At 40.4% G+C, this 22,830-nt stretch carries 17 protein-coding genes, 1 other RNA gene and 1 pseudogene; 11 read left to right on the top strand and 8 right to left on the bottom strand.

Features of this window, described 5'->3' with window-relative positions:
• The first annotated feature begins 485 nt into the window (after positions 1-485).
• Entirely contained in the window at positions 486-3,146 is a 2,661-nt protein-coding gene (locus tag OCV27_RS09965) for a non-ribosomal peptide synthetase (RefSeq protein WP_337969056.1), read from the top strand.
• A gap of 47 nt (positions 3,147-3,193) precedes the next feature.
• Here the strand turns inward: OCV27_RS09965 and OCV27_RS09960 are convergent, their stop codons facing one another.
• Positions 3,194-4,258 (bottom strand): PLP-dependent cysteine synthase family protein, encoded by a 1,065-nt coding sequence (locus tag OCV27_RS09960; protein WP_125323255.1) that lies wholly within the window; start codon positions 4,256-4,258, stop codon positions 3,194-3,196.
• Between the two features lie 119 nt (positions 4,259-4,377).
• Here OCV27_RS09960 and OCV27_RS09955 point away from each other — a divergent pair, with 119 nt between their 5' ends.
• Both OCV27_RS09955 and OCV27_RS09950 read left to right on the top strand, forming a co-directional pair.
• On the top strand, positions 4,378-4,845 hold the full coding sequence (locus OCV27_RS09955; protein WP_125323254.1) for an Lrp/AsnC family transcriptional regulator: 468 nt from the start codon (positions 4,378-4,380) through the stop codon (positions 4,843-4,845).
• Positions 4,846-4,945: 100 nt separating this feature from the next.
• The gene (locus OCV27_RS09950) at positions 4,946-5,953 is read left to right on the top strand and encodes a YHYH protein (protein ID WP_125323253.1); all 1,008 of its coding nucleotides are present in this window, start codon (positions 4,946-4,948) and stop codon (positions 5,951-5,953) included.
• 2 nt (positions 5,954-5,955) lie between these two features.
• Here the strand turns inward: OCV27_RS09950 and tesB are convergent, their stop codons facing one another.
• Together tesB and OCV27_RS09940 are read right to left on the bottom strand one after the other, a co-directional pair.
• Complete coding sequence (gene tesB / locus OCV27_RS09945; RefSeq protein ID WP_125323252.1) at positions 5,956-6,819, bottom strand: acyl-CoA thioesterase II; 864 nt, start codon at positions 6,817-6,819, stop codon at positions 5,956-5,958.
• Positions 6,820-7,020: 201 nt separating this feature from the next.
• A complete protein-coding gene (locus OCV27_RS09940) occupies positions 7,021-7,323 on the bottom strand; it encodes an MGMT family protein (protein WP_125323251.1) in 303 nt (100 codons plus the stop codon).
• 50 nt (positions 7,324-7,373) lie between these two features.
• Between OCV27_RS09940 and OCV27_RS09935 the strand changes: the two genes are divergently transcribed.
• From OCV27_RS09935 to OCV27_RS09920, 4 genes are all read left to right on the top strand, one after another.
• Positions 7,374-8,114 (top strand): VP0952 family biofilm-associated protein, encoded by a 741-nt coding sequence (locus tag OCV27_RS09935; RefSeq protein WP_185759843.1) that lies wholly within the window; start codon positions 7,374-7,376, stop codon positions 8,112-8,114.
• 185 nt (positions 8,115-8,299) lie between these two features.
• Positions 8,300-8,396: signal recognition particle sRNA small type (gene ffs, locus OCV27_RS09930), an RNA gene on the top strand.
• A 182-nt stretch (positions 8,397-8,578) separates the two neighbouring features.
• Positions 8,579-8,875, top strand: coding sequence for a hypothetical protein (locus OCV27_RS09925; RefSeq protein ID WP_125323250.1), 297 nt, complete (start codon positions 8,579-8,581; stop codon positions 8,873-8,875).
• A 47-nt stretch (positions 8,876-8,922) separates the two neighbouring features.
• On the top strand, positions 8,923-9,885 hold the full coding sequence (locus tag OCV27_RS09920; protein WP_185759842.1) for an SIR2 family protein: 963 nt from the start codon (positions 8,923-8,925) through the stop codon (positions 9,883-9,885).
• Positions 9,886-9,991: 106 nt separating this feature from the next.
• Here OCV27_RS09920 and OCV27_RS09915 read toward each other — a convergent pair whose 3' ends face one another.
• Both OCV27_RS09915 and OCV27_RS09910 read right to left on the bottom strand, forming a co-directional pair.
• The gene (locus OCV27_RS09915; protein ID WP_337969055.1) at positions 9,992-10,837 is read right to left on the bottom strand and encodes a hypothetical protein; all 846 of its coding nucleotides are present in this window, start codon (positions 10,835-10,837) and stop codon (positions 9,992-9,994) included.
• Positions 10,838-11,566: 729 nt separating this feature from the next.
• Positions 11,567-13,642 (bottom strand): annotated as a pseudogene (locus OCV27_RS09910) (type VI secretion system Vgr family protein); the annotation flags it as partial.
• Between the two features lie 664 nt (positions 13,643-14,306).
• On the opposite strand from OCV27_RS09910, the gene OCV27_RS09905 reads away from it, so the two are divergent.
• Positions 14,307-15,389 (top strand): DUF3541 domain-containing protein, encoded by a 1,083-nt coding sequence (locus OCV27_RS09905; RefSeq protein WP_185759855.1) that lies wholly within the window; start codon positions 14,307-14,309, stop codon positions 15,387-15,389.
• Positions 15,390-15,435: 46 nt separating this feature from the next.
• Complete coding sequence (locus tag OCV27_RS09900) at positions 15,436-16,434, top strand: amidohydrolase family protein (protein WP_125323379.1); 999 nt, start codon at positions 15,436-15,438, stop codon at positions 16,432-16,434.
• A gap of 1,031 nt (positions 16,435-17,465) precedes the next feature.
• Here OCV27_RS09900 and OCV27_RS09895 read toward each other — a convergent pair.
• The 3 genes from OCV27_RS09895 to OCV27_RS09885 form a co-directional block, all read right to left on the bottom strand.
• Positions 17,466-18,425, bottom strand: coding sequence for a transposase (locus OCV27_RS09895; RefSeq protein WP_337969053.1), 960 nt, complete (start codon positions 18,423-18,425; stop codon positions 17,466-17,468).
• 351 nt (positions 18,426-18,776) lie between these two features.
• Positions 18,777-19,406, bottom strand: a complete 630-nt coding sequence (locus tag OCV27_RS09890; RefSeq protein WP_125320725.1) for a PepSY-associated TM helix domain-containing protein — start codon at positions 19,404-19,406, stop codon at positions 18,777-18,779.
• A gap of 37 nt (positions 19,407-19,443) precedes the next feature.
• Entirely contained in the window at positions 19,444-21,486 is a 2,043-nt protein-coding gene (locus OCV27_RS09885; protein ID WP_125320726.1) for a TonB-dependent receptor, read from the bottom strand.
• Positions 21,487-21,821: 335 nt separating this feature from the next.
• On the opposite strand from OCV27_RS09885, the gene OCV27_RS09880 reads away from it, so the two are divergent.
• Together OCV27_RS09880 and cspE are read left to right on the top strand one after the other, a co-directional pair.
• Positions 21,822-22,136, top strand: a complete 315-nt coding sequence (locus tag OCV27_RS09880; protein WP_125320727.1) for a Fis family transcriptional regulator — start codon at positions 21,822-21,824, stop codon at positions 22,134-22,136.
• 300 nt (positions 22,137-22,436) lie between these two features.
• A complete protein-coding gene (cspE, locus tag OCV27_RS09875; protein ID WP_125320728.1) occupies positions 22,437-22,649 on the top strand; it encodes a transcription antiterminator/RNA stability regulator CspE in 213 nt (70 codons plus the stop codon).
• Positions 22,650-22,830 lie beyond the last annotated feature (181 nt).

Raw genomic sequence — 22,830 nt, 5'->3', positions numbered from 1 at the left:
CTCGGAAATTTTGCTGATTTAACTAACAAGTACAGAGTTAATGGGGCTTGTGATGGCGCTCTACTAGATACTTTTATAAGAGCTGTTTTATTTAAATAACTGAAATGAATGGAACAATTTATTTGTTGTTGTGATGCGTGGTTGTATTGATACTACATATACATGCTAATGGCATTCAACTGCGTTTGTGTTTCATTGTGTTTCATATTGTTGTGATATGTGTCCGGTTTGGTATTTGAGTGTGACTGGAGAAACGATTTTAAACTGGTATTCAGGGATGCATGTGGTAAGAAAGCGGCGAGTAAGTTACTTACCACTTCCGATTGATAAGTGGTCAATTCGAGGTTGCGGGTTCAATAAGTCCTAACTTTTTCTATCCAGTTTTTAGCCCTCAGCCATTACCGTAAGATCACAAGTTTCAAAAGTAAGCACTCTACAAGGCTGTTGTGGTAGCTAACATACAAGCATAAAAATGAGGAATAAAAATGCCTACAATACGTACTCAAAAACCATCATCGCACTGGAAAGAAATTGATTCTTGGGGTGGTGTAAATGATTTATCAGTAATGTTAAGTTCCCCTATAAACCTTAATGAAATTAAGAAGGTTGAAAATAAGCTTACGCAACATCTTGAGATTAAGGGTGAAGAATACCAACATTTGAAAGATAGCTGCCAATCTTTGGGTGTGACAGTCAATACAGTATTGCAGTTTGCATGGCACAAACTTATTAATATTTATACAAGTGATGAGCGTACCATTGTAGGTACAACCGCATCTGGTACAGATATTCTTATGCCAGATTCTGAATTAAGCGCCAGTCCGTTTGTAAACACATTACCTCTATTTATAGACTGGTCATCAACTGCGACTGTGGTTGATATGGTTCAGCTGATACATGCCCAAATTAACCTTTTCGATAGCTATAGTGAAGTGCCTGTATTTGGCCTAGATTCTAACGAAGAAAAGCTTTTTCATAGCTTAATAATTTTTCAGGATCACGCGATGTTAGATGTAGATACATCTAAGGAGAAGGACAATTTTGCCAAGTGGTTATCTTTGCGAAAAATTACAGGAAAACTTGATGTACCTCTGGTCATCGTGGCAAATGACAATGGGTATAGACTAACGATTGAATTTGATCATGATGTTGATTGGCTAAGTAAGAAAGATTCAAAGCGTCTAATTAAGCAGCTTCATAAATTGTTGCTGGCAGTATATGTATCTCCTTATGAAATACATAGTCAATTACTAGTGCTTGATGAGGCTGAGTGCGTAACAGTATTAAAAACATTTAACGACACGAAAACGACTTATCCTCATGAGAAGATGATTTATGAAGTGTTTGAAGATCAGGTACTAAAGACGCCAAATAAAATTGCTTTGTCGATGGATGGAGAGACGCTGACGTATGATGAATTAAACCAACGAGCCAACCAGATTGCAAGACGTATCGAAGCATTACACCAAACTATATATGGTGTAATACCAGTAGATAAGTTTGTAGCTTTGTTCTTTGATCGTAGTATTGAAATGATTGTGAGCATTTTAGCTGTGCTCAAAGCTGGGGCTGCGTATGTCCCCATCTCCCCCGATTTTCCTAGTGAAAGGGTGGATTTTATTATTCAAGATACCCAAGCTCCACTAATTTTGACACACAGACCTAAGCTATTGCAGATTCGTGGAATAATTAAGCATCACAACCTTAGTACTAACGTATTGTGCTCTGATGATATGGCTAAAAATAAAGGTTATTCAGGGAATAATCGTATCCTTAATCGCTGTTCTACTGATCTTGCTTATGTCATTTATACTTCTGGTACCACAGGGAAACCAAAAGGTGTGTTAATTGAACATCATAGCGTAGTGAATTTAATTCAAGGTTTAATGCAGACTTATCCGGTTAATGATTTGGATGTCACCTTAATGGTGCCAAATTATATCTTTGATGCATCAGTTGAAGAGTTATTTGTGACGTTGTTTAGTGGTGCCAAATTAGTGTTACCCAAGAAAGAAGACATTTTGTCGCCAAGTCGTCTTCAAGTTTTAATTGATGAGAACCAAGTAACACGCTTTGAGGCAACACCAACTTGGTTAGGAAGTATGGTTAATTTAATCAATTGGCCAAAGATGGTTGTTATTGCGGGTGGAGAAGCATTACCCAAAGGATTGATTCATCCAAATTGGCGTTTAATAAATACCTATGGGTCAACGGAAGCGACGGTTACCAGCCATTATTTTGTGAGTGATGATGAGACAGTCAGTGACATTATTCCAATAGGTAAAGCTCTACATAACTATCAGTCATTTGTGCTTAATAACGCACAACAATTACTCCCTATTGGAGCAGTAGGGGAGCTTTATATCGGTGGCGTTGGCATTGGTAGGGGGTACTTGAATCGTCCTCAATTAACCCAAGAACGCTTTATTAAAAACCCATTTGCAAACCCAGCAGATAAAGCTGAAGGTTTCGACCGTTTATATAAAACAGGGGATCTGGTGCGTTGGTTACCTGATGGCAATATAGAGTACCTTGGGCGAGAGGATAAACAGGTGAAAATCAGAGGTTATCGAATTGAGTTAGGTGAGATAACTAGTGTACTGAATACACTTGCATGTGTTCAACAATCAGCTGTTATAGATGTACATGATGCGGTAGGGCAAGCCTTAGTTGGTTATGTAGTGCCTAAAAATGAAAAGTGTAATACTGAACTACTGCATACTGAACTTAGTAAGCTGCTTCCAGGTTATATGGTGCCATCGACTTTTGTAATACTTGAGCACATTCCATTTACTTTGAGTGGCAAACTAGATCAAAGAGCACTTCCTAAACCCGAGCGGGAAAAACGTGTTGATATAGTACTCCCAGAAAATAAGCATGAGTTACAGTTAGCTGAGATCTGGCAGAACTTACTTGGTATGAGTGAAGTAGGGGTAACCGATAATTTCTTCCAATTAGGAGGTAACTCAATTTTAAGCGTTCGATTGATGGCAGAAATATTAAATAAATTGTATCAAGATATTGAATTGAAGTCTTTCTTATTAGCTCCAACAATTAGAGATTTAGCTAAACATATAGAAAATAATAAAGTTATTGAAAATCAAGAGGCTAAATGTTTTTTGGAAGAAAATACTGTAGTCAATTAGCAAAGCAACGCCGCCAGTTGGGCGGCGTTTACTTAAAAGCGGGTGGGTTAAATTTGACCGGTTTTTTCAAATTGGCTTAATTTTTTGAGGTAAGGCTGTAAGTCACCAACGTTTTGCTTAATCCAGTTGGTGTCAAAATAAGTATCTAGGTAACGTTCGCCGCTATCACACAGGAGAGTGACAATAGAACCTGTTTCTCCTCGATACTTCATTTCACTGGCAAGTTGTAGAGCCCCATAAAGATTGGTTCCGGTTGAAGCGCCAACTTTTCGGCTGAGTATTTTCTCAAGCCAGTGAGCTGTCGCGACAGAAGCTGTATCTGGAATAGTGCGCATCTCGTCAATCACACCGGGAATAAAGCTAGGCTCGACACGTGGCCTTCCTATCCCCTCAATCTTGCTACCGTGATTACTAGTTATAGTAGGGTCACCATTGTCAAAAAATGAGTGGAACACTGAATTCTCAGGATCCACAACACAAAGTTTGGTGGCATGTTGCTGATAGCGAATAAAACGCCCTATAGTTGCAGAGGTGCCGCCAGTACCAGGGCTCATGACTACCCATTTAGGCACAGGATGAGTCTCCAATTGCATTTGACTGAAAATAGAATCGGCGATATTGTTGTTTCCTCGCCAATCTGTCGCTCGCTCTGCATAGGTAAACTGATCCATGTAGTGGCCATTGAGTTCACCTGCCAGTCGGTGTGATTCTGCGTAGATTTGATCTGAACGTTCAACTAAATGGGCTTGGCCACCATAAAATTCAATTTGTTCGATTTTCTTTTTCGCGGTGCATTTTGGCATCACGGCAATGAAGGGTAGGCCAATCAAGCGCGAGAAATACGCTTCAGAAATGGCGGTGCTTCCAGAAGAAGACTCAATGATGGTTGTTTTAGGGCCGACCCAACCATTACAAAGGGCATATAGGAAAAGCGAACGAGCTAAGCGGTGTTTAAGAGAACCAGTTGGGTGCGTGCTCTCATCTTTAAGATAGATATCAATACCACTTATGCTTGGTAAATCGAGCTTAATGAGGTGTGTATCTGCTGATCTTTGAAAGTCAGCCTCAATTTTTTTTATCGCGTTGTTAATCCAATCGTGATTTTTACACATGCTACACCATCCTTGGCCTCTAAAAGCTAATATTTTACCTACAAAATAAGAGAAAAGCTTTGCTTATCTTCTGCACATCTGCTTTATTTGGAGAAAATTTTTTCACTAGGTTTAATTGTGTGAGTATAGAACTGGATAAAGTTGATAGAAAGATCCTAGCTTTGTTGCAACAAGATAGTACTTTATCGCTTAATGACTTAGCAGAGGTGGTCAATTTGACCACCACACCTTGTTGGAAGCGACTAAAAAAGTTAGAAGAATCTGGAGTTATAGAAAAACGTGTAGCGCTGCTAAACCCAGATAAACTCAATTTATCTTTTACTGCTTTCGTATTAGTCAAGACCAGCGATCACTCTCACGAATGGTATAAGCACTTCGTGAGTACTGCGGGTGAATTCCCCGAGGTAATGGAGTTTTACCGTATGGCTGGTGAGTATGATTACATGATGAAGGTGCAGGTTAAAGATATGCAGTGCTTTGATAACTTTTATAAAAAACTGGTCAACAGTGTTGCTGGAATATCTAACGTCACATCAACGTTTGCGATGGAACCCCTAAAATACACCACAGCGTTACCTATTGGTTAAACATCAGAGAATGTATAAATAAGTAAATTCCAGTAAAGATGAAAATACTTCTCACAGTCTCTACTAATCTTTAAATGTCAACTTTGGTAGAGAAATGATTATGGCTAGGTTAGGTATTTGGGGTAGTGTGACGTTAGTGATGGTTTTGTCGGGTTGTAATGGTGGAGATGATGGCGCTGCATCGACAACCAGTGAAGACATTACTAATCGTTTTTTTGTAAATCTTTCGGGGGATTGCCAGCAATACATAGGCAGTTTCTTTTCTTCAGTTAGTGATATAAAGCGTTCTCTGCTTTTTACTGGACAAGTTACGATTTCATCTAGCGGTAGTCAGTGTATCATTCAATCTAATGCAATACCCAATCATGACTTTAATGACGCGACGGCTTCCTTTGCAACTAATGTGAGTGAGCAAAATGTTCAATATTTCTTTAATGCCTCACCAACCATTAGCGGTAGTTCAACAGCGCTTAGCTTAGGTACCTCAGAGGCTATTTTGCTTAATGGTGTCAAAGTTGATTTACTTGCTGCCGCTTGTTTTGGTGTTGGGGATGAAAAGACTGGATGTGGCCAGGATCAAATAAATAACCCGTGGCGTTATGACCCTATGTCCTCGCTTAATAACTTTGGTACAGATGAGCATAACGCTCATGTTCAGCCAACGGGGGAGTACCACTATCATGGAAATCCGGTCGCTATGTTTATTCAAGATTGTGCAGGTAAACAAGCTTCACCTGTTATTGGTTTTGCCGCCGATGGATTGCCTATTTATGGCACTTGTTTTACAGATCCTTCTACAGGGCAGGTTAGAAAAGCGACATCGAGCTACCAACTTAAAACAGGGCCTAGAGTAGATGAAGGTATTTACACTGCGCCAACCGTCGGTGGCAATGTTGTCAGTGCTAATTATGATGGACAGTTTCGTGGAGATTGGGAGTATACGGTTGCTTTGGGAGACTTGGATGAATGCAATGGTATGACGGTGAATGGTCAGTATGGGTATTATGTTACGGATACTTTTCCTTGGTTGATTAATTGTTTTAAAGGCTCTCCTAATTCAAGTTTCAGTGGTTATAGTGCTGAGAGGTCACACGGGCATACTCATTAGTTCTATCTATTTTTAAATCGCATCACGCCTTCTTGTACCGCTGATGCAACTAAATCGCCTTGACGATTGTAGATTTCCCCGCGTACTAATCCACGAGTGTTGCTGGCTGTAGGACTTTCTATGACATACAGTAACCACTCGTCCATTTTGAATGGACGATGAAACCAAATAGAGTGGTCGATGGTGGCAACTTGAAACTTTGGGGTCATGAGAGAGACTTGGTGTGGGTGTAATGCGGTTACCAGAAAGCCCCAATCAGACGCATAGCCGAGTAAATATTGGTGAATCAACTGGTTATCTGGCACGGTGCCATTGGCTTTAATCCACAAATACTGCTTAGGGTCTTCCTTGTGTGGCTTGAGAGGGTTAACCACTTTAACTGGTCGAGTCTCTATGGGTTTTTCACTGCAAAATGCCGCCTTAAGCTTGTTGGGTAACTGGTCAGCGATACTCTTCGCAAGTTCAGGCTCTGACAGGTAATTCTCAGGTCCTGCTACATCTGGCATGGTATTTTGATGTTCAAAGCCGGGCGCTTCGCCATGATATGAAGCGGTAAGGTAAAAAATCGGTCGGCCTGATTGGAGCGCTTTGACTCGGCGAGTACTAAAGCTGCGTCCATCTCGCAGAGTTTCTACATCATAAATAATGGGTTTTTCTGGATCGCCAGGGTAGAGAAAATAGCTGTGAAATGAGTGCACGGTTCGGTCGTCATCAACGGTGTAGCGCGCGGCTGAGAGCGCTTGACCAATGACTTGCCCCCCGTAAACTTGAGGTAAGCCGAGATTTTCACTTTGACCCCGAAAAAGGCCTTCTTCTAGCTTTTCTAGTTTCAATAACTCAAGTAGTTCGCCTAAAGCTTGACTCATTTCACACCCTAACATTTTGGTCAATATAGGATCATTTTAAGCATAAACTGATAACTTAAACAGCTAATTAAGATGAAAATGATGTAAATATTTTTTTCACATTAGGTGGTTATTTATCCCACTTTAGGTTTATTTAGCACGGCTGCTTTATTAGGAACAATTAATATGACTAAGATTTGTTTTGGATGATTAGGGTGTTGTTTAAGGTTGCCACCGGTATTTCTTTAAAGAAACTCTCCCATCTAAAGTGACGTCAATATTTTCAGTAATCAATAACTCTCTTTGGCGAACTAAATCTTCTCCTTTAAGCGATATTTTACCCTGGCTATTGATGACTCTAAACCAAGGTAAAGTCGAGCCTTGGGGTAAGTTTCCTAATGCTTTTCCTACATGGCGAGCGTACCCAGGATATCCTGCCAATTTGGCAATCTCACCATAAGTAGTTACTTTTCCACATGGAATTTGGTGAATTACCGCAAAGATTTGTATCAAAAACTGGTCCATACTGATTTTGTCCTAGTTCGATTGTTCCAAGGAATGGATAAGGAGAGGGCATGGTATTTTCTACTTTTCAGTTTTTGATCACAAGTCTATTAGCAGTAGTCTGCGTATTGACGATTAGCTTAACTAAAGAAGAAGTCACATTGTTAGCGTTGCTAATCCCTGTGTTATGGGTCTTTCCGCAACGAGTCATTGGTGGCATCGTATTGATAGCCGCTGTCACGGCCTATGGTATGACCTTACCCCAACAACCCATTTCTCTTTCACTCAGTCATTGGATTTTATTTCCATTGCTTATGGTTGTATTTTCCAAACGAAGTAGCTTTGGTGTGTTGGTGACTGTATCTCTGGTTGTGGTAACGCTCCAAGTCGGCGTTATGGTTACCCAGGCGGGAGGAAAATTGGCAGGAGAGCCGATGGTGACGTTAGTACAAGCACTGTCAGTAATCGTTATCTGGTGGGCAGTACAAGGCTGGCCTTCAAGTGATAAATACTGCTGGTGGGCTTTAGGCTTGATAGTACCCTTGTGGTTCGTAGGTTCAAGCGACTCAGTTGTGGTTGCTTTGTGTTTGACTGGCATTATTGGCTGTGTACAAAGCATGGCAAAGTTAAAGACGTTTAACTGGGGTAAACTGTTATGCTGGACATTACCCACAGTGGGTTTCGCTACATTGGTTGTCACGCCTTGGTTTGATGTTCCCAATCCTGTATTTGTGGTTTGGTTTTGTCTGCTAGGCGCCGCTTGGATGACAGATTATGTACTACGTAGTTTTGATGAGGAAACTGAGCTGTGAGCCTTCTTCAATAAACGCGAGTACAATAAAAGACAAAAATACCTCTTTATGTAGTGGAATTGATTAACTCCTAAGCACTTAATCGGAAATGCACCGTATTTTGTTTTTTTTGCTTGAATTGCCCAAGGTGATGACACATAATCTCTCAACACCTTGGTTATGCCAAGGCTGTGAATCTATGGAGGCTCTGGTCCTCTCGCAACAATAGCTCGTGAACTCGGTCAGATCCGGAAGGAAGCAGCCGCAGCGAGTGACTTGTGTGCCGAGATGTGGCTGGGGTCTCCGCCAATTTTGTTGTTTAAATCATAACCTGTCCCAATAAACCCACAAAGTGTCCCAAGTTTGTTTGGTTGTTTTATTACAACAAAGGGGGCCCATATGTATATTCATAATCTTCGCGAACTATATACGTACGGTCACCACTATACTCTCACTGTTAACAGTGAGAGTATAGTGGTGACTATATGGTCTATAGAGATACTTCATTATGGAACGACTTAAATGAACTTAGGTGCCTAGAAGCTTTCAAAAAGTTGGAAGGTGAAGGGTTTCCGAGAGGTAAACAAAGTGAGTATGCTCTTGATATTTCGCTGAAGTCTGGATTAGCACGCGGTAATATTAGTGCAAAAATTTGCAACTATAAATCAGTTGCTGGCATAAACAACGAATCCCATGCATCTGCCAACACAAGGTATTTTTACAATAAGTATAAATATTACAGCATTGCTGCAATTCGTGAGCTGGTGAAGTCTCTTGAGTAAAATCGTATAGCAGTCTAACACCACATTAAAGTAACATGGATAGTTATATGTCAAGGTCTCTGCTTATTTTTGGTAACGGAATAGGGTTAGCTTTAAATCCCGAGTATTTCTCGCTTGAAAATGGTTTAAAGAGTGTTTGGAATGATACAGACCACTTGAGTGAGAAACATAAAGAACTCATCGTTAGCGCAATTGAGGGTACTACTAAAGAAAGCCCTCCACATTCAGAAAATCAACTCGATCAGCTTCAGGTAGCTATTATTGCCACGGAGTATCTATGTAACTTTGAGGTTGCTGGTACATCTTGGGTATCTCCAGAAGCACAGGAATTACCATCTACATTTAAAAAGTATATTCACGAAGTTGCACTTTATTTCCATCAATCAGGTAATAGACTACCTGATGAGTTTCTAGATCCACTTTCAAATTATATCAAACATACAAAATCTCATGTGGTTACTCTCAATTACGATAACTTACTATACGATGGATTTTCGTCGAAAGATGTTCTTGATGGTTATAATGGGCCGTTAATCGATGGTTTTTGGGCATCAGCTGGATTCGATGAAGATCATCTCAATAGACATAATATCAACCGTCACGGGTGGTATATGCACCTTCATGGTTCGCCATTATTCATTCGCAATGAGAAGGTTATGGGCGTGAGTCGCGATTTTTTAGATCCCGAAGATGAATCTCATATAGTTTTAACTTGTGTTCCACACAAACCACTAATCATTGATTCCTCTCATATACTTTCTTCTTACTGGAGAAGGCTGGATAAAGCTTTTGACGAGTCAGATAAAATCATCTTATTTGGTTATTCTGGTGATGATATACATCTAAACGAAAGGATAAAGCTACGCAAAGAGGAGAAAGAGCTTCTTATTGTTGAGTGGAGTGGCGCAGGAAGAATAGATCGAAGAAAAAGAGACTGGAGGAGAAAAGTTGGTTTTGACCGATTTGAGCTAGTCCAATTAGATAATATTTTAGATTTTATTTCGTGGTAGCTCTTGCTCAAGAAATAGGGTCAGAATCATGGAAACTTACATGGAAAGAGCACTAGCATACCCAAGCTCATATACTCTGGTATGCTAATGCTTTTATCGCTTAGCTCTATCCATTAGTATTAGAGCCTGACTCTGCCATTATCTCTTTAATCTTCTTATACGATTTCTTTTTGGAATTGAAGATTATCTTATGTTCGCCATACTCTTTATCTATGCTCGCGATCAACTTACGCCACTCGGATAGGTATGTCATTGTAGAGTATATTAATATTCCAAGTACAAACAGAAGTGGTATTCCAACGCTAAAAAATAGTACCGCATGTACATTCATGTCAGGGGCAAGTACATCTGACCGCTTAAGCATCTCCGCAATCCCCAATCCAATGCCAGCACCGCCAGTTCCGATAAGCGCACCCAGAATATAGATAATATTCCGAAACTTTATTAATGGTGCTCTAAGAAAAGGCATTCTTTTTAGCGTTAAAATTCCGAAAAGGTCAATCTTTCTTATCTCTATTTCGTTTTTTCTAATTTTGACGTATTTACTGTCATTAAATAATATTGCTTTATCACTAAACAGCAATCCAGTTAATATTCCCAATAGGAATGACAATATCAACAATATAAACATATAAAAGATGGGATCAAAGACTTTTCTTGAATGAACTATTACTGAGCTTAGCATGAACATTGTCAGGCCGATGATAAAATAACCCATTAATATTGCTCGTGAAGAGATTCTTCTTTTTAGAAACTCTATTCCAAAACTAGTATAAAGAAAAATTTGAAACAATACCACACTCAAAAATGCTAACCAGCAGAAGACAGTAGCATAATATTGCGAATCGATAAAAGCATATGCGATTTGAAATAACGCCATTATTACAGAAGTAATTGTCAAATCTGACCTTATACATTCAGCCTTATAATCATCATCTGAATAAACTTCCATACTTACCCCTTAAAAACCAAAATAACCAGAGTTTTTCATAGCGCCTGTACCTATATAGCTATCTATTTGAGCATTATTTTTTTCTATTCCTTTATTTATCATTTCTTCTATCGTAAGGTCGGGGAATGCGCTCTTTAGAAATGATTTAACATTGTCTTTGATGCCATAGTTTGTATCAACAGTATCAAGACCCCAACCCGCCAAAAACGACAGGCCAGCTATACTGAAAAATACAGCGACACCAGTTAATGTTAAAGCCAACGCTTTTATTAAAACAGCTAGAAACAAAATTGCGACCGTCCCCGCTATTAAAAGCTTTGCTGTTGTTATTCCAATCGCGCCGAGAAGCTCTGCAATATTTTGTTCACCAATATCTTTTTTAAAGAACTCATAAACATCAAATGATGTCACAAAAAGAAAAGATATGACGTTTGTCCCCTTAAGCGGATTAGCAATATTTAAAGCAGATTTTAATTTGCTCATACCAGCTTTTTCCACAACCTGAAGCATGGGACTAAGCATTTTCATTTTATCGCCATGAATGCCGTAATTGATACTGGTTAAGAAGGTTCTGCTGGTGCGATCGCCTTTAAACACAACCCCGAGTTTGTACGCCTTGTTGGCATGAACCGCACCTGTGGTTTGGTCTTGCAACACAATACGCTGGTTGTAACGCATAAAGGACTCATAAGGCGGCGCGACATTAAGCCTTGCATTTCCTTTATCTGGGTTTATTGCCACTTTTCCGCCGTTTATTGTCGTTTGAGCCGCACCATCAATCGTAATTGAAGAGCCGTAAAGCTTTATATTACCATTACTTTTTAGAATTAATCCTGCATAGCCAACTTGAACTTTGATTTCATCTCCAGAAATAATCGTCGTGCCGCCATCGGCTCGAAAAGAGGTATTGCCTTGTACATCGACGTTCAAGTTACCGCCCACTTGCAGCGAGTCATCCACACCGATATTGGCTGATAATCCCTCTAAAACAGCAAGAGCAGCTTTACCGCCGATCTGCAAAGACATATCTTTACCAATTTTGGTTTGGCGGTTTTCATCAATCGATAGGTGTTGATCTTTTGCCACTTGCTTATGTTCATTGGCGTTGTAAGTTACCGCCACATCTTGGTCAACTTGTTCTTTAAACGTCTGTTTTGTCTCTGAGGTTTTATGGCCATGAATGGTTTCTTTGCGGTCAGCGAGGACGTTATTTTCTTGGTTTCGGCCTACTTCGAGCTCTTCATCATTACCTATATCTCGGTAACGGTTATTCAGCACCTTAGTTTTCATGTCCTTTTGAGCGCGAAAATGCACCATTTCTTGATCATTTTCATCTTCAAAGTACATTTCGTTGTAACCGTCAGCTTTGTGGCTTTGGGTACGAAAGACGGTGCGTGTTTTGTGCTCGGGCAGCTCATAAGGTGGTTTGTGTAAACCGTTATACACGGCGCCTGTGATAAGTGGTCTGTCTGGGTCACCTTCTAAAAAGGTCACCACCACCTCATGGCCGATGCGTGGCAGATATACGGCGCCCCAATTAGGCGCGGCCATTGATTGGCTTACTCGCAGCCAGCATGAGCTGTGTTCATCACTTTGGCCGTAGCGGTCCCAGTGAAATTGAACCTTAATCCGCCCAAGTTCATCGGTGTAGATTTCTTCTCCCGTAGGACCAACCACCACGGCGGTTTGTGTGCCATCGACCACAGGTGAAGCCATTTTGGGGGCGCGAAAGGTGACATCTCGCGGCAAGCAGACAAACTGGTTTTGGTAGTTCGTTGGGGCATCTGAGCCTTCTTCTTCGTGCACGCGTGGGTTGTCACCAAGGTGCATGACCGAGAGCATCAGATAATCACGGTTGACCGAGGAGCGCGGATGCTCGCTAATATCAAAGCTTAGCCCCGACGCTAGGCGCATAATATTGCTTGAGGCCTGAATTTGGTGGCTATCTACCGTGTATTCTGACATCCATTCTTGGCTGCGCTGAGCGCCAAAGTCAGGAGAGGTGTAGCGCCCGGGGTAGTCGTAGCGCTGTAAATCCCAATTTGGTCCGTCTTCGGCCTCTTTGCCTTGCGGTATTGTTGGCGTGAGATAGTTGTAATCGCTGTAACTCACATAGCTTGTGAGCGCGCGATGGATTTGCTCAAGGTCAAAAATATGCTCTTTATCTGACACGCCGCCACCTTGAGACTGAAACAGCATAGGCCCGATATAAGAGGCGTTGAGCGGTGTTCTGACAAGCTCAGGAATGGCATCATTGCTATCAACAACCACCATGGTATGCGCCGCGTCGCTGTGCTCAAAATAAAACCACATGCCATGCTCTGCTAAAAGACGCTGAACAAAATAGTGGTCATTTTCACGGTATTGTACAACGTAGTCTTTTGCTTGGTATTGAGCGGCTAGTTCAAAGCGGTAATCGCTCATCCCCGCATCATCAAAGACATCACGAATAATGTCTGGCGCAGTTTTGTTTTGAAAGATGCGACAATCTTGTCGCTGGGTTAAAAACCAAAGCTGCGGCACTAGTGTGATATGGTAGCGAGAATAACGCCGCCCGGAGCCTAAGTAACTCAGTTCTGAAACGTTGCCGTTAAACTGGCGAGCCGCCGCCGCACCTTGACCATACACATTCAGTACGCCGGTTTTTCTGCTCAGCGTATCAAAGGTAATGTCATCATTTTCAGACAATACAGTGAGGCTCATTTCAAACGGGGCAGACAGGGCTTCCGTTACCCGAAAACTTTCTACTTTGAATGCCCCTAAAAACCCAGAGACCTCAAAGCTAAACTCAATATCATTCGCCATACAGCTTCACTCTTGTGACCCAACAATTACGGGTAACCAATCTACATGCATATTAAATGGCTGAACTGTAACAAGTTATGTGGAAATCATCACTGTGCTAAACCACTGATTGAATGATAAAAGAGGCTGATAAAGTAACTGATTCAATAGTGTATTTGCTTAGAAGGGTACTTAAGGAGGCCGCAAGGATAGTGAAAGTGACGGCTTCTACTCTCAGCAGATAATTGTGGTTTTGTGATGGGGTTTGCAGTGCGGGTTGGGGCCGTTTTGTATCTTGGTCGTGGTTTTGCCCCAAAACGAGCTAGCTTGCGTGAAGTAATAAAGAAAACAAGTCGTATTAACCCTCAAATAAACTAATGTGACGGCCACGAGCAATTAAACTGCTTTTCTTCCTTCGAAAAATTATGCTACCCATATGCATGAGGTGAGTTCGACACGGCTTACGAGAGGTTGTACGCTCTCGCAGAATAAGTGCTCCCAGCAGTATTACCCTCAAATCAAAAACAAACTTTGTGATAGACAAATCAGGAGAAGTGAAATGCATATAGTGCTATCCCACCCACGCTGTTGCTGGTTGAGAGAGGCCGTGGTATAACCAATACGTGGTAGGTACCCGTTATAGGTTGGCGCTGCAGACATGACAATGGAAACGAGGGATTTTTTAATGTTGAGAATACCACTAGTCTTATTTTCGTTATTTGGTGTGATTTTTTCTGCTGCTAGTAAGGATGGCCAGATAGCAATAAATGATGTTGAGGTATATGCCTCCATAAAAAGAAATCTAGAATCTAATTTATATCAGTTACCACCTAGAATTCAGGGACACTATAGCATCCGTCAATATAGGGTAACGGGCGATGCAGAAAAATACGCAAATAGTGCTTTAGTCGATTTATATGCGGTGAGTGACGCTCATGCCTATTACGCTTGCAACATTGATAAACCCGATTTTATTGCCCAAGAGGCTCAAAAAGCTGTGGCAGCCTTAGCAAATAACTCTCGAGGAGAACGTCGCAGAAATGCACTTTCCCCCTTCCCTGAGTTCATTTTTTATACTGACATTTTATTGCGTTATTCTAGCCGCATTGATGAGTTTGGCTTGAAAGGACAGTGTCACGATAAAATGCTTACTTTATTGAAGCAAGTTGATTTGTCTAAGGGACTGACTGATGAATCGATGATTAGAGCATGGGCTGCTCAATTAATAAACTACGTTTATTGGGCAAAACAAGTCGGTGCCGGTGATTATTTAGATGTATACAAAGCAGCGTTTCGTAAAGTCTATCAAGATAGTGCTGATGGTCAGCTCAATGTTTCACAATTTAGGAACAAACTGTATGGCATGACCCACTTTATTATTGCAGCCAGCGGTTACTATCAACATAAAGTTGATGCTAAAGAGTTTGATTGGATACTCAACTATTTTGAACGCAATATCGACTTGATTTTAACAAAAGCTAGTGACGATATCATTGCTGAGGTCGGTATTACATATCTTTTGGCTGGAAAACCCGATCATAGGGTTGTAAGCCTTACCAGAGATCATATCGTGAATTCATTCGACAACGAAAAACAAATGATTCTAGGAGTTGAGGGCAGTGACGACTTGGCGAAAGGGGAGCATAGGAACGTATTGGCTATGATGTTACTGGGTTGGCCTGATGCTCTGCATGCCGGCCCCTATCTCGCACAGCTTCCCCAAACGGCTAAAATGCTCCCTAGACAAGTACAACTCAAGTCAGATTAGTACTGAAATTAACTCCATTAGGCCACAAAATAGGATCTAGTATTTGATGAAATATTTAGCGATGTTCATTTGTTTGATTGCGGAGTTTAGTGCTTGGGCAAGCGAAAGAGAGTACACATATACGGACTCACATCAACACTTTCTGAACTTTGTCCAAGACACGCAAGGTATAACTGCCTTGGTGGATAATATGGATGCAGCGAATATCGAATATAGCATGCTAAGTGGTATGCCGATGATAAAAAAACTCAGTAGTACCGACCCGAAGCCTACTCCTTATTATCTTGGCAATAATTCTCCAGTTTATTGGTATAGTATGACGGATGAGATTCTCGCTCGTGCTCTTGAAAGCTTACCTGATAATACGAGAAAACGTTTCATTCCCTTCATGTCAGGCTTTAATCCCACAGATATGAATGCCGTCGACCATCTAAGAAAACTTCTTGAATGGCGTCCTGGTTTTTGGCGTGGTATAGGTGAAGTCATGACTCGCCATGACGACCTGACTAATTTAACCTATGGTGAGGTGGCGCGCGCTAATCATCCAGCTATGTTTAAAATCTATGCCCTCGCAGCAGAATACAACTTACCTGTTTTGGTACACAGCAATATTACGTCGGCGTCGCAGGCAGAGTTTGAGCCTATTTATCTGACAGAGATAGAAGAGGCGGTTAAAAATAGTCCGAATACAAAACTTATATGGGCACATGCTGGAGCAGCTACTCGGATCAATAAAAAGGGTTTACCTTACCTGCCTGCTGAGGTCAGGAAGTTATTAGATAAGTATGATAATTTGTACATAGATCTATCGTGGGCGGTTCTCAAATCTCAATTGCTTGACGTTAACGGCAAACCTGTAGATAAATGGGTTCAGTTAGTTAGCGATTATCCAGATAAGTTCATGATTGGCACCGATCAAGTTGGGCAATTTTCTGGGTTGAAAAGAACCATCGAGCGTTATAACGTTTTTCTCGATGCTTTACCTGAAGCGACAGCTAGAAGAGTTTCGCGAGATAACTTCCTTTCTCTGTGTGGTTTCATTTGACAAAGGGGGCATGCCCTTTAGCACAAGTTTCAGGCTAGGTAATTGTAACCAACAGTGAATCTAGATGAGTTGAGTTTCATGCCGCTCAACATCGAAACCAAGGAATAGCTAGTTATCCTTGTAGGGAGGTTTTCGATACAGTCTCGATGGTTCCAGTAGATTCTCAAGCATTGAACTCGTTTTATAAATCAATAAGAACAAATTTTGTTATATACCGAGATTGGCTGAAGTCTTCCCATAAGGTAATCGCTTCATATAACTCAGAGAAAAATTCATTATCAGGAAAGAAGACGTAGGCGGTTGAACTAGAAAAAATCAAAGCTCATGACGGGGGGGCAATTAACTTTATAGCTTTAGCCCTCTAGGGAGGTTTTTATGATAGAAATGTGTAGTGATTACTTTTAAGTCATACTGCACTGATTACAACGACAAGACATTAGCAGTGTATTACTTTGTCTTCTTAGTATTTCAATTTTAGTATAATTTTGCCCAAACTCAGCTTATCAAGCTCTAACAGTTTAGTGTGACAGCTTTAAACTGTTTCTGTCCAAAAACGGCTTGTGTAAATTGCTAACGATCAGGTATCAATAGGATCAAATCTGGCTCTTTTCTAGTCAAAATAGCCACCTATTGTTAGTTAAACCCTTTACTCATTCACATCCTGTTCTCCAATAAGTATTATGTTTTTTCACTCCCCAAAAAATACTCACTAGAACTGTTTTTATATACAGTTATCATTAATCTATTTAGAATGCGTCAGTTTTAGTGATTAAGGTGGTATGCGGCTGCAACGATCGGTTTTGTGTGCCTCACATCTTAATAAATAATATCGGACACACACCAATAAAGAGAAAAATAAATTATCCACGTCACTTTGAGGTTTGTTTTGATGCACTGCCGATTTTGAGGAATATTGTCGTCGATTTATATTAAAGGAAGGTATTTCTGGTTGAATATCGGTGCGTTTATTCAAACGCCGTTTCAGCCATCAAGCTGTGGGTATCCATTTCTGGAAAGTCTTTGAGTGACTGCTATTCAAATGCGAATAAATGAAGCTTTTTCTTATTAAGAGCGATTTTGGCGATCATTGCCTGTGCTTGGCTGCCTACCGCAGTGACGTGGAATTTCTCCAATTGAGTACAAACCTTTAGCCAGTTGTTTATGTTTCCCCCGAGCCTGTCTAGTATGGGGGGCAGGCTCGAATTCATAAATGCTTTATTCGGCCGAATTTGGCGGGTTGTCCAGTCGACTAATTCAATATAATCCATCAATCGAAAAGGAATGCCGTCTTGCTTTAAGTTGCTCTCATTACCGATAAAAGGATGAAGGCAAGGGGCTGTAGCCAACTGTTTATCTAAAGCGTCGATTCGAGCTTTGATGGAAGTGAATTCTGAATCTTCTGGTTTAGTGGCAATGCCTGCGCGAATAGGATTTAGGTCTACGTACGCCATTGCAGCGGCGAGGGCTTTTTCATCAAGCAAAGCTTGGCTTTTAAATCGGCTTTCCCAAAAGTGGCCAGTGCAGTTGTCTTCTTTGTTAGCTTTACAAGCAATATCGTAGTTAAGCTCTTTCATATACCAGCTCAAATTCCATAAACGTTCTCGCCAAAGCTCAATGATCTCCATGCATTTTGCGTGTTCAATTGGGTGAGTGAGTTGCTCATGAAGCCAGCGTTGAATAATAAGTGGTAACTTATGAGCCTTTCCCCAGCGCTCAACTATCTGATGATGTGACAAGGCCAAAGCTTTCTCTCGATTGATATTGACGACTAAGTGGTAGTGATTACTCATGATGGCGTAAGCACAAATATCAATACAGTAGAGTTCAGAAAGCGAGTGAATTTTATTGACGATCCATTCTCTGCGATGCTCATAACTCACTTGGTTTTGGCTGTCTTCACCACACAAAAAACTGCGCCTCACACAGCGAGAAACGCAGTGATAATAAGGTGTCGCTTCAATCGAGATAAGTTGCTTGCGTGCAGTCGTCATGAATATGTCTCCTTATTGGAATAATAAGAAGTTAGCAATCATTCAAACAAGTGGTTGACATCAGTCCCTCGAAAAAGAGTAAATCATACTTATTTAGTCTTTTTGGTGTGTGTCCCGAATTTATTTTGCCGAATTTATTTTCCATTAAAGTGTCCTGTTGGATTAAAGCAGATCAGAAAGCATTGATTATGAAATTACAGACAAGGCTAGTGTTTATTGATACAAGCACTTTTAAAAAGAAAAACTATAACAGAATATCGATGCTGAGTGGGCTTAGTGTAAAACGGCTAACGCTTTTTTGGACGAGACACCGAAGAGACCACCTTTGCAGGTGATCTTTTTAGTTGTTGGCTACAATACGTTAATCAGTACGATGGCAGTCATTGCTCCGATTCCAGAGATAAACAAAGCAACCCCCGCTCTCGACGTTCCATGTAACTTTGTCCACATACATAAACCTGTTAACGAGAACAGAATGAGGGATATAGCGGCTAAATCCCCAAAGAACTGCCAGCTTAGCCCTGTGCCCATTCCTCTGTGAAGTCTATTCATGAAAGCACCAAAGTTTGGATCTTGTATCTTAACTCTTACCACCAGTGTTTCAGGAACGTAAGAAATACGAAGACTACCTTTAAGACCTACATTTCTTAAACTCCATATCTCAGGAATAACAATAGAACCACTCTTTGTTGGCAAAGATATAGACTCTTTGACCATAACTTCCGTTTCATCAAACCAGCCTAAATATTGATAGCTAGAGAAAGACTTAAAGTCATCGGTATTTTTAAACGGATGATCGAGGTTAAGAACTTCGTCAATCATCTCCGTTTTAGGACCAGGTATTTTGAGTGTAGACCGATGTTGAAGCCATAAGCCGGTAACACCATAAAGAAGCATGAGAGGAATAAGTACTATTCCAGTCCATGCATGTATTCGACGTAACCATTTGTTGTTACGTAACGGGAATTTGCGTTTTCTCATAAAAAATTGGCCAGCATGTGCTGGCCATACCGTTTAATTAAAATTTGTAGCTAGTGGTTAGGTTAAACTCTCTTGGAGAGCCTGGCATTATCTGTCCTGCACCTGTTGCGCTCACGTAGTACTCTTTATCCAATAAATTTTCAACACTTAGCTGAGCAATCCAGTTATTCCATTCATAACCAACACGAGCATCGAAGCGGGCATAACCTGGTAATGAGACTGTGTTCTTGCTGTCTGCAAATCTATCACCGACGGCAATAAATCCTGTTTCACCAAACAAACCAGATTCTTCTTTGTATCCAACAAAGAATTGGCCATTTAAGCTAGAGGTATTGGTTGGACGATTACCTTGGATATTATCTTCAGCTTTCACCAATTCGGCATCTTGGTATGCGATACCGCCTCTAACCGTGATTTCTTCTGTGATGAAACCATTAAATGAAAGTTCGATACCATCAGTTCTTTGAAGACCAGTAAGAATAATTTTGCTTGGATCTAGAGGGTCTCTTGTTCTACGGTTGTACATCTCTAAACGGTATACTGACAATGTCGTTGCAAGAGAGCCACCAAACCAATCACTCTTAATGCCTGTTTCATACAAGCGAGTATGCTCAGGATCTAACTGATTGCTTTCTTTACCTGGGCTAATACCGATAAGACCACCACCTACAGGTAAGAAGGTTTTGCTATACGAAAGATAAGCAGCGTGTTCGTTAACAGGATTCCAAACTAACCCAAGGCGAGGGCTCCAACTTCCATTGGATACCGTTTCTTCCGAGTTATCAGTATTCTTATGCGTTTTAATCTCAAAATCATCATATCTAATACCAGCTAGGCCAATCCAATTTCCAATTGTCACTTGATCTTGCAGATACAAACCGTAGCTTTCTACTTTATGCTCAGAATCAAACTGAAGCTTCATTGGGTCATCATAACTAGGAAGAGTATCAGGCTGGTAGGCATTACCAGATGGAATAGCGCCAGAATTTCGATATAGTTTTGGAATGCGTTCCTGCCATGACTGTTCCCAACCAATGAGTAAATTGTGCTCGGCAAAGCCAGTATCAAATTGGCTTTCTAATTCAAAATTGTTTGAGAAGTTATTTGCTTTTAAATCTTGCTGCCAGCGAGAGCGAGTTAAATCACCGTTCTCGTCTGCACGGGATACATAAGTGTTATCAAATTCGCTATTAAGGTTGGTATAGCTAAAAAAATGGCGCAGTTGCAATGCAGAGTTAATATTCCATGTCAGTCTTGAACGCGCTGATTGGGTAATATCGTTTATATAATCACGATCTGTATTGCTATAAACAGTATCAATAGGAACATTAGCGGGAGAGCCATTGACACTTGGAATGCCTCTATCTGGAACACGTTCTGATTCATGGCGTTCGTACTGAACAAGCCATGTTACGTCATCATTGACATTCCAACTAATAGACGGAGCAAGCATATTACGCTTGCTATCCACACCTTTGCGGAAACTGCCAGCGTCTTCATAAGCTATGTTTAGGCGTACCTGAACGTCTTCATTCACTTCACCATTAAGGTCTGCATCGACGCGATAGAAATCATTGCTACCGATTCTTGTCGTCAATTTAGACCCTAAACCCGCTTCTGGTTTTTTGGTCACTCGGTTAATAATACCGCCAGAGCTACCTCTGCCATATAAGACAGCAGCTGGCCCCTTAAGAATCTCGACTGTTTCAATGTTTCCAAGATCTCTTGTGTACTGCATGTCATCTCTGAACCCGTCTAAATAGAAATCATTAGACGCTTTGAAGCCGCGAATTTTTACGCCATCAAATCGAGTATCGCCACTAGCATTGATACCAGGAATACCAACTAAAGCTTCACTTAGAGTGCTATTACCGAAGGCTGTTATTTCTTCGACGGGCAGACTTTCAATTGTCTGAGGAACTAATTTTGTCGGTGTTGAAATTTTAGTAGCTGTTGTCACTTGAGAGTGCTGAGTTTTTTCACCAAAAACGGTGATGGTTTCCTCTTCTTCGGCTATAGCTGGGGTAGTGGCGGCAATCATAGCCAGAGATATTAAGTTGAATTTAAGGTTACTTTTCATAATGTGTTTATATAATAAGCGTGAATGCAATTGAGAATCATTCACGTTATCACTTATGCAATGTAAATTAAATATAAAATTGTCAATAAATGTTACGATAAGCTATCCAGAGTATAACTTTAGCTATCTCAAACCCTGCTGTTTGGCTTACTTTTCCTAATGTTTATAACTCTATCCATCTGGCCATATTTACTCAGCTACTAAAGGTCCCATTCTGTGAGATTTTCAAGTGTTACTATAAATGCTTTGCATTTTAAATAGCCACAGTGCCTAATATCGTTTAAGACAATCTAGACTGAACCCTTTTCAAAGGTGTTAAATAGGAAGTTTGCTTCATGCGCAAATCAGATAAGAAGATTGAGAATCAAATTAGAGACGTGTTGACCGAAGTTTGTGAAGATACGTTAAAAGGCTACGATGGTTTTCTTTGGGTGACTCATACGGTCAAATTCTCTTCTTTTCCACAAAGCTTAGAAATCGTCTGCGTATTTGAAACGAATCAAGATAGAGCAAACTTTTTAGCGGGTGAAGGTCCCCAGCATGTCTCAACAACTATCCAAAAGGCGTTTAATAAGGTAGGGGTGCAACTAAAGAACGTAAGTAAGCAAATCCGTTACGATATACAGAAAAATCGTGAGTATGGTCATTAAAGGAAGTGAATTGAGTTTTTAGTCATATAAAGCTTCTGTTTTTGTTTATCCATCGACAACTATGTATTTTTTTTCATAAATAGATTGATTAATCTGCCCAACTCACATATATTATCCTTACTCTGCTGGACAGAGTTATTAAATGAAACAAGAAAAAAGAAATTGTTAAATCTCAGAATCTCATCGTAACTGTTGTATCCTAAGTTTTTCCCTTTATCTCTTACTCGTAACATTCAGTAATTCAAACATCTAGCGCACTGCGTATTTCGCATTTCTATGACTTTAAATAAGGGACAAATTATGTCTAATAAAACAACTGGTACTGTTAAATGGTTTAACGAAACTAAAGGTTTTGGTTTTCTAACTCAAGACAATGGCGGTAATGATGTATTCGTACATTTTAATGCTATTGCATCTGAAGGCTTCAAAACACTTGTTGAAGGACAAAAAGTGTCTTTCGATGTAGAGCAAGGTCAAAAAGGCCTACAAGCTGCAAATGTTTCAGCAATCTAATATTTAAAGTTGACGCAAGTAGAAATACTACTTGCGTCACTATCTTCCCCATGTTGGCTTACAAATTTATATCCCCTAAAAATATCTAACAACCTATCCATACTCGTGTATTGATCGCTACGTTTCTTATTTCTTAATTTTATAAATTAATTATTACTATCTGCTTTGTTATAGTTTAAAC

This window comes from Vibrio pectenicida (assembly GCA_024347015.1).
Taxonomy (GTDB): Bacteria; Pseudomonadota; Gammaproteobacteria; order Enterobacterales; family Vibrionaceae; genus Vibrio; species Vibrio pectenicida.
Note: the sequence above shows the minus strand (reverse complement) of the source record. Positions and strands in the feature narration are given on the sequence as shown.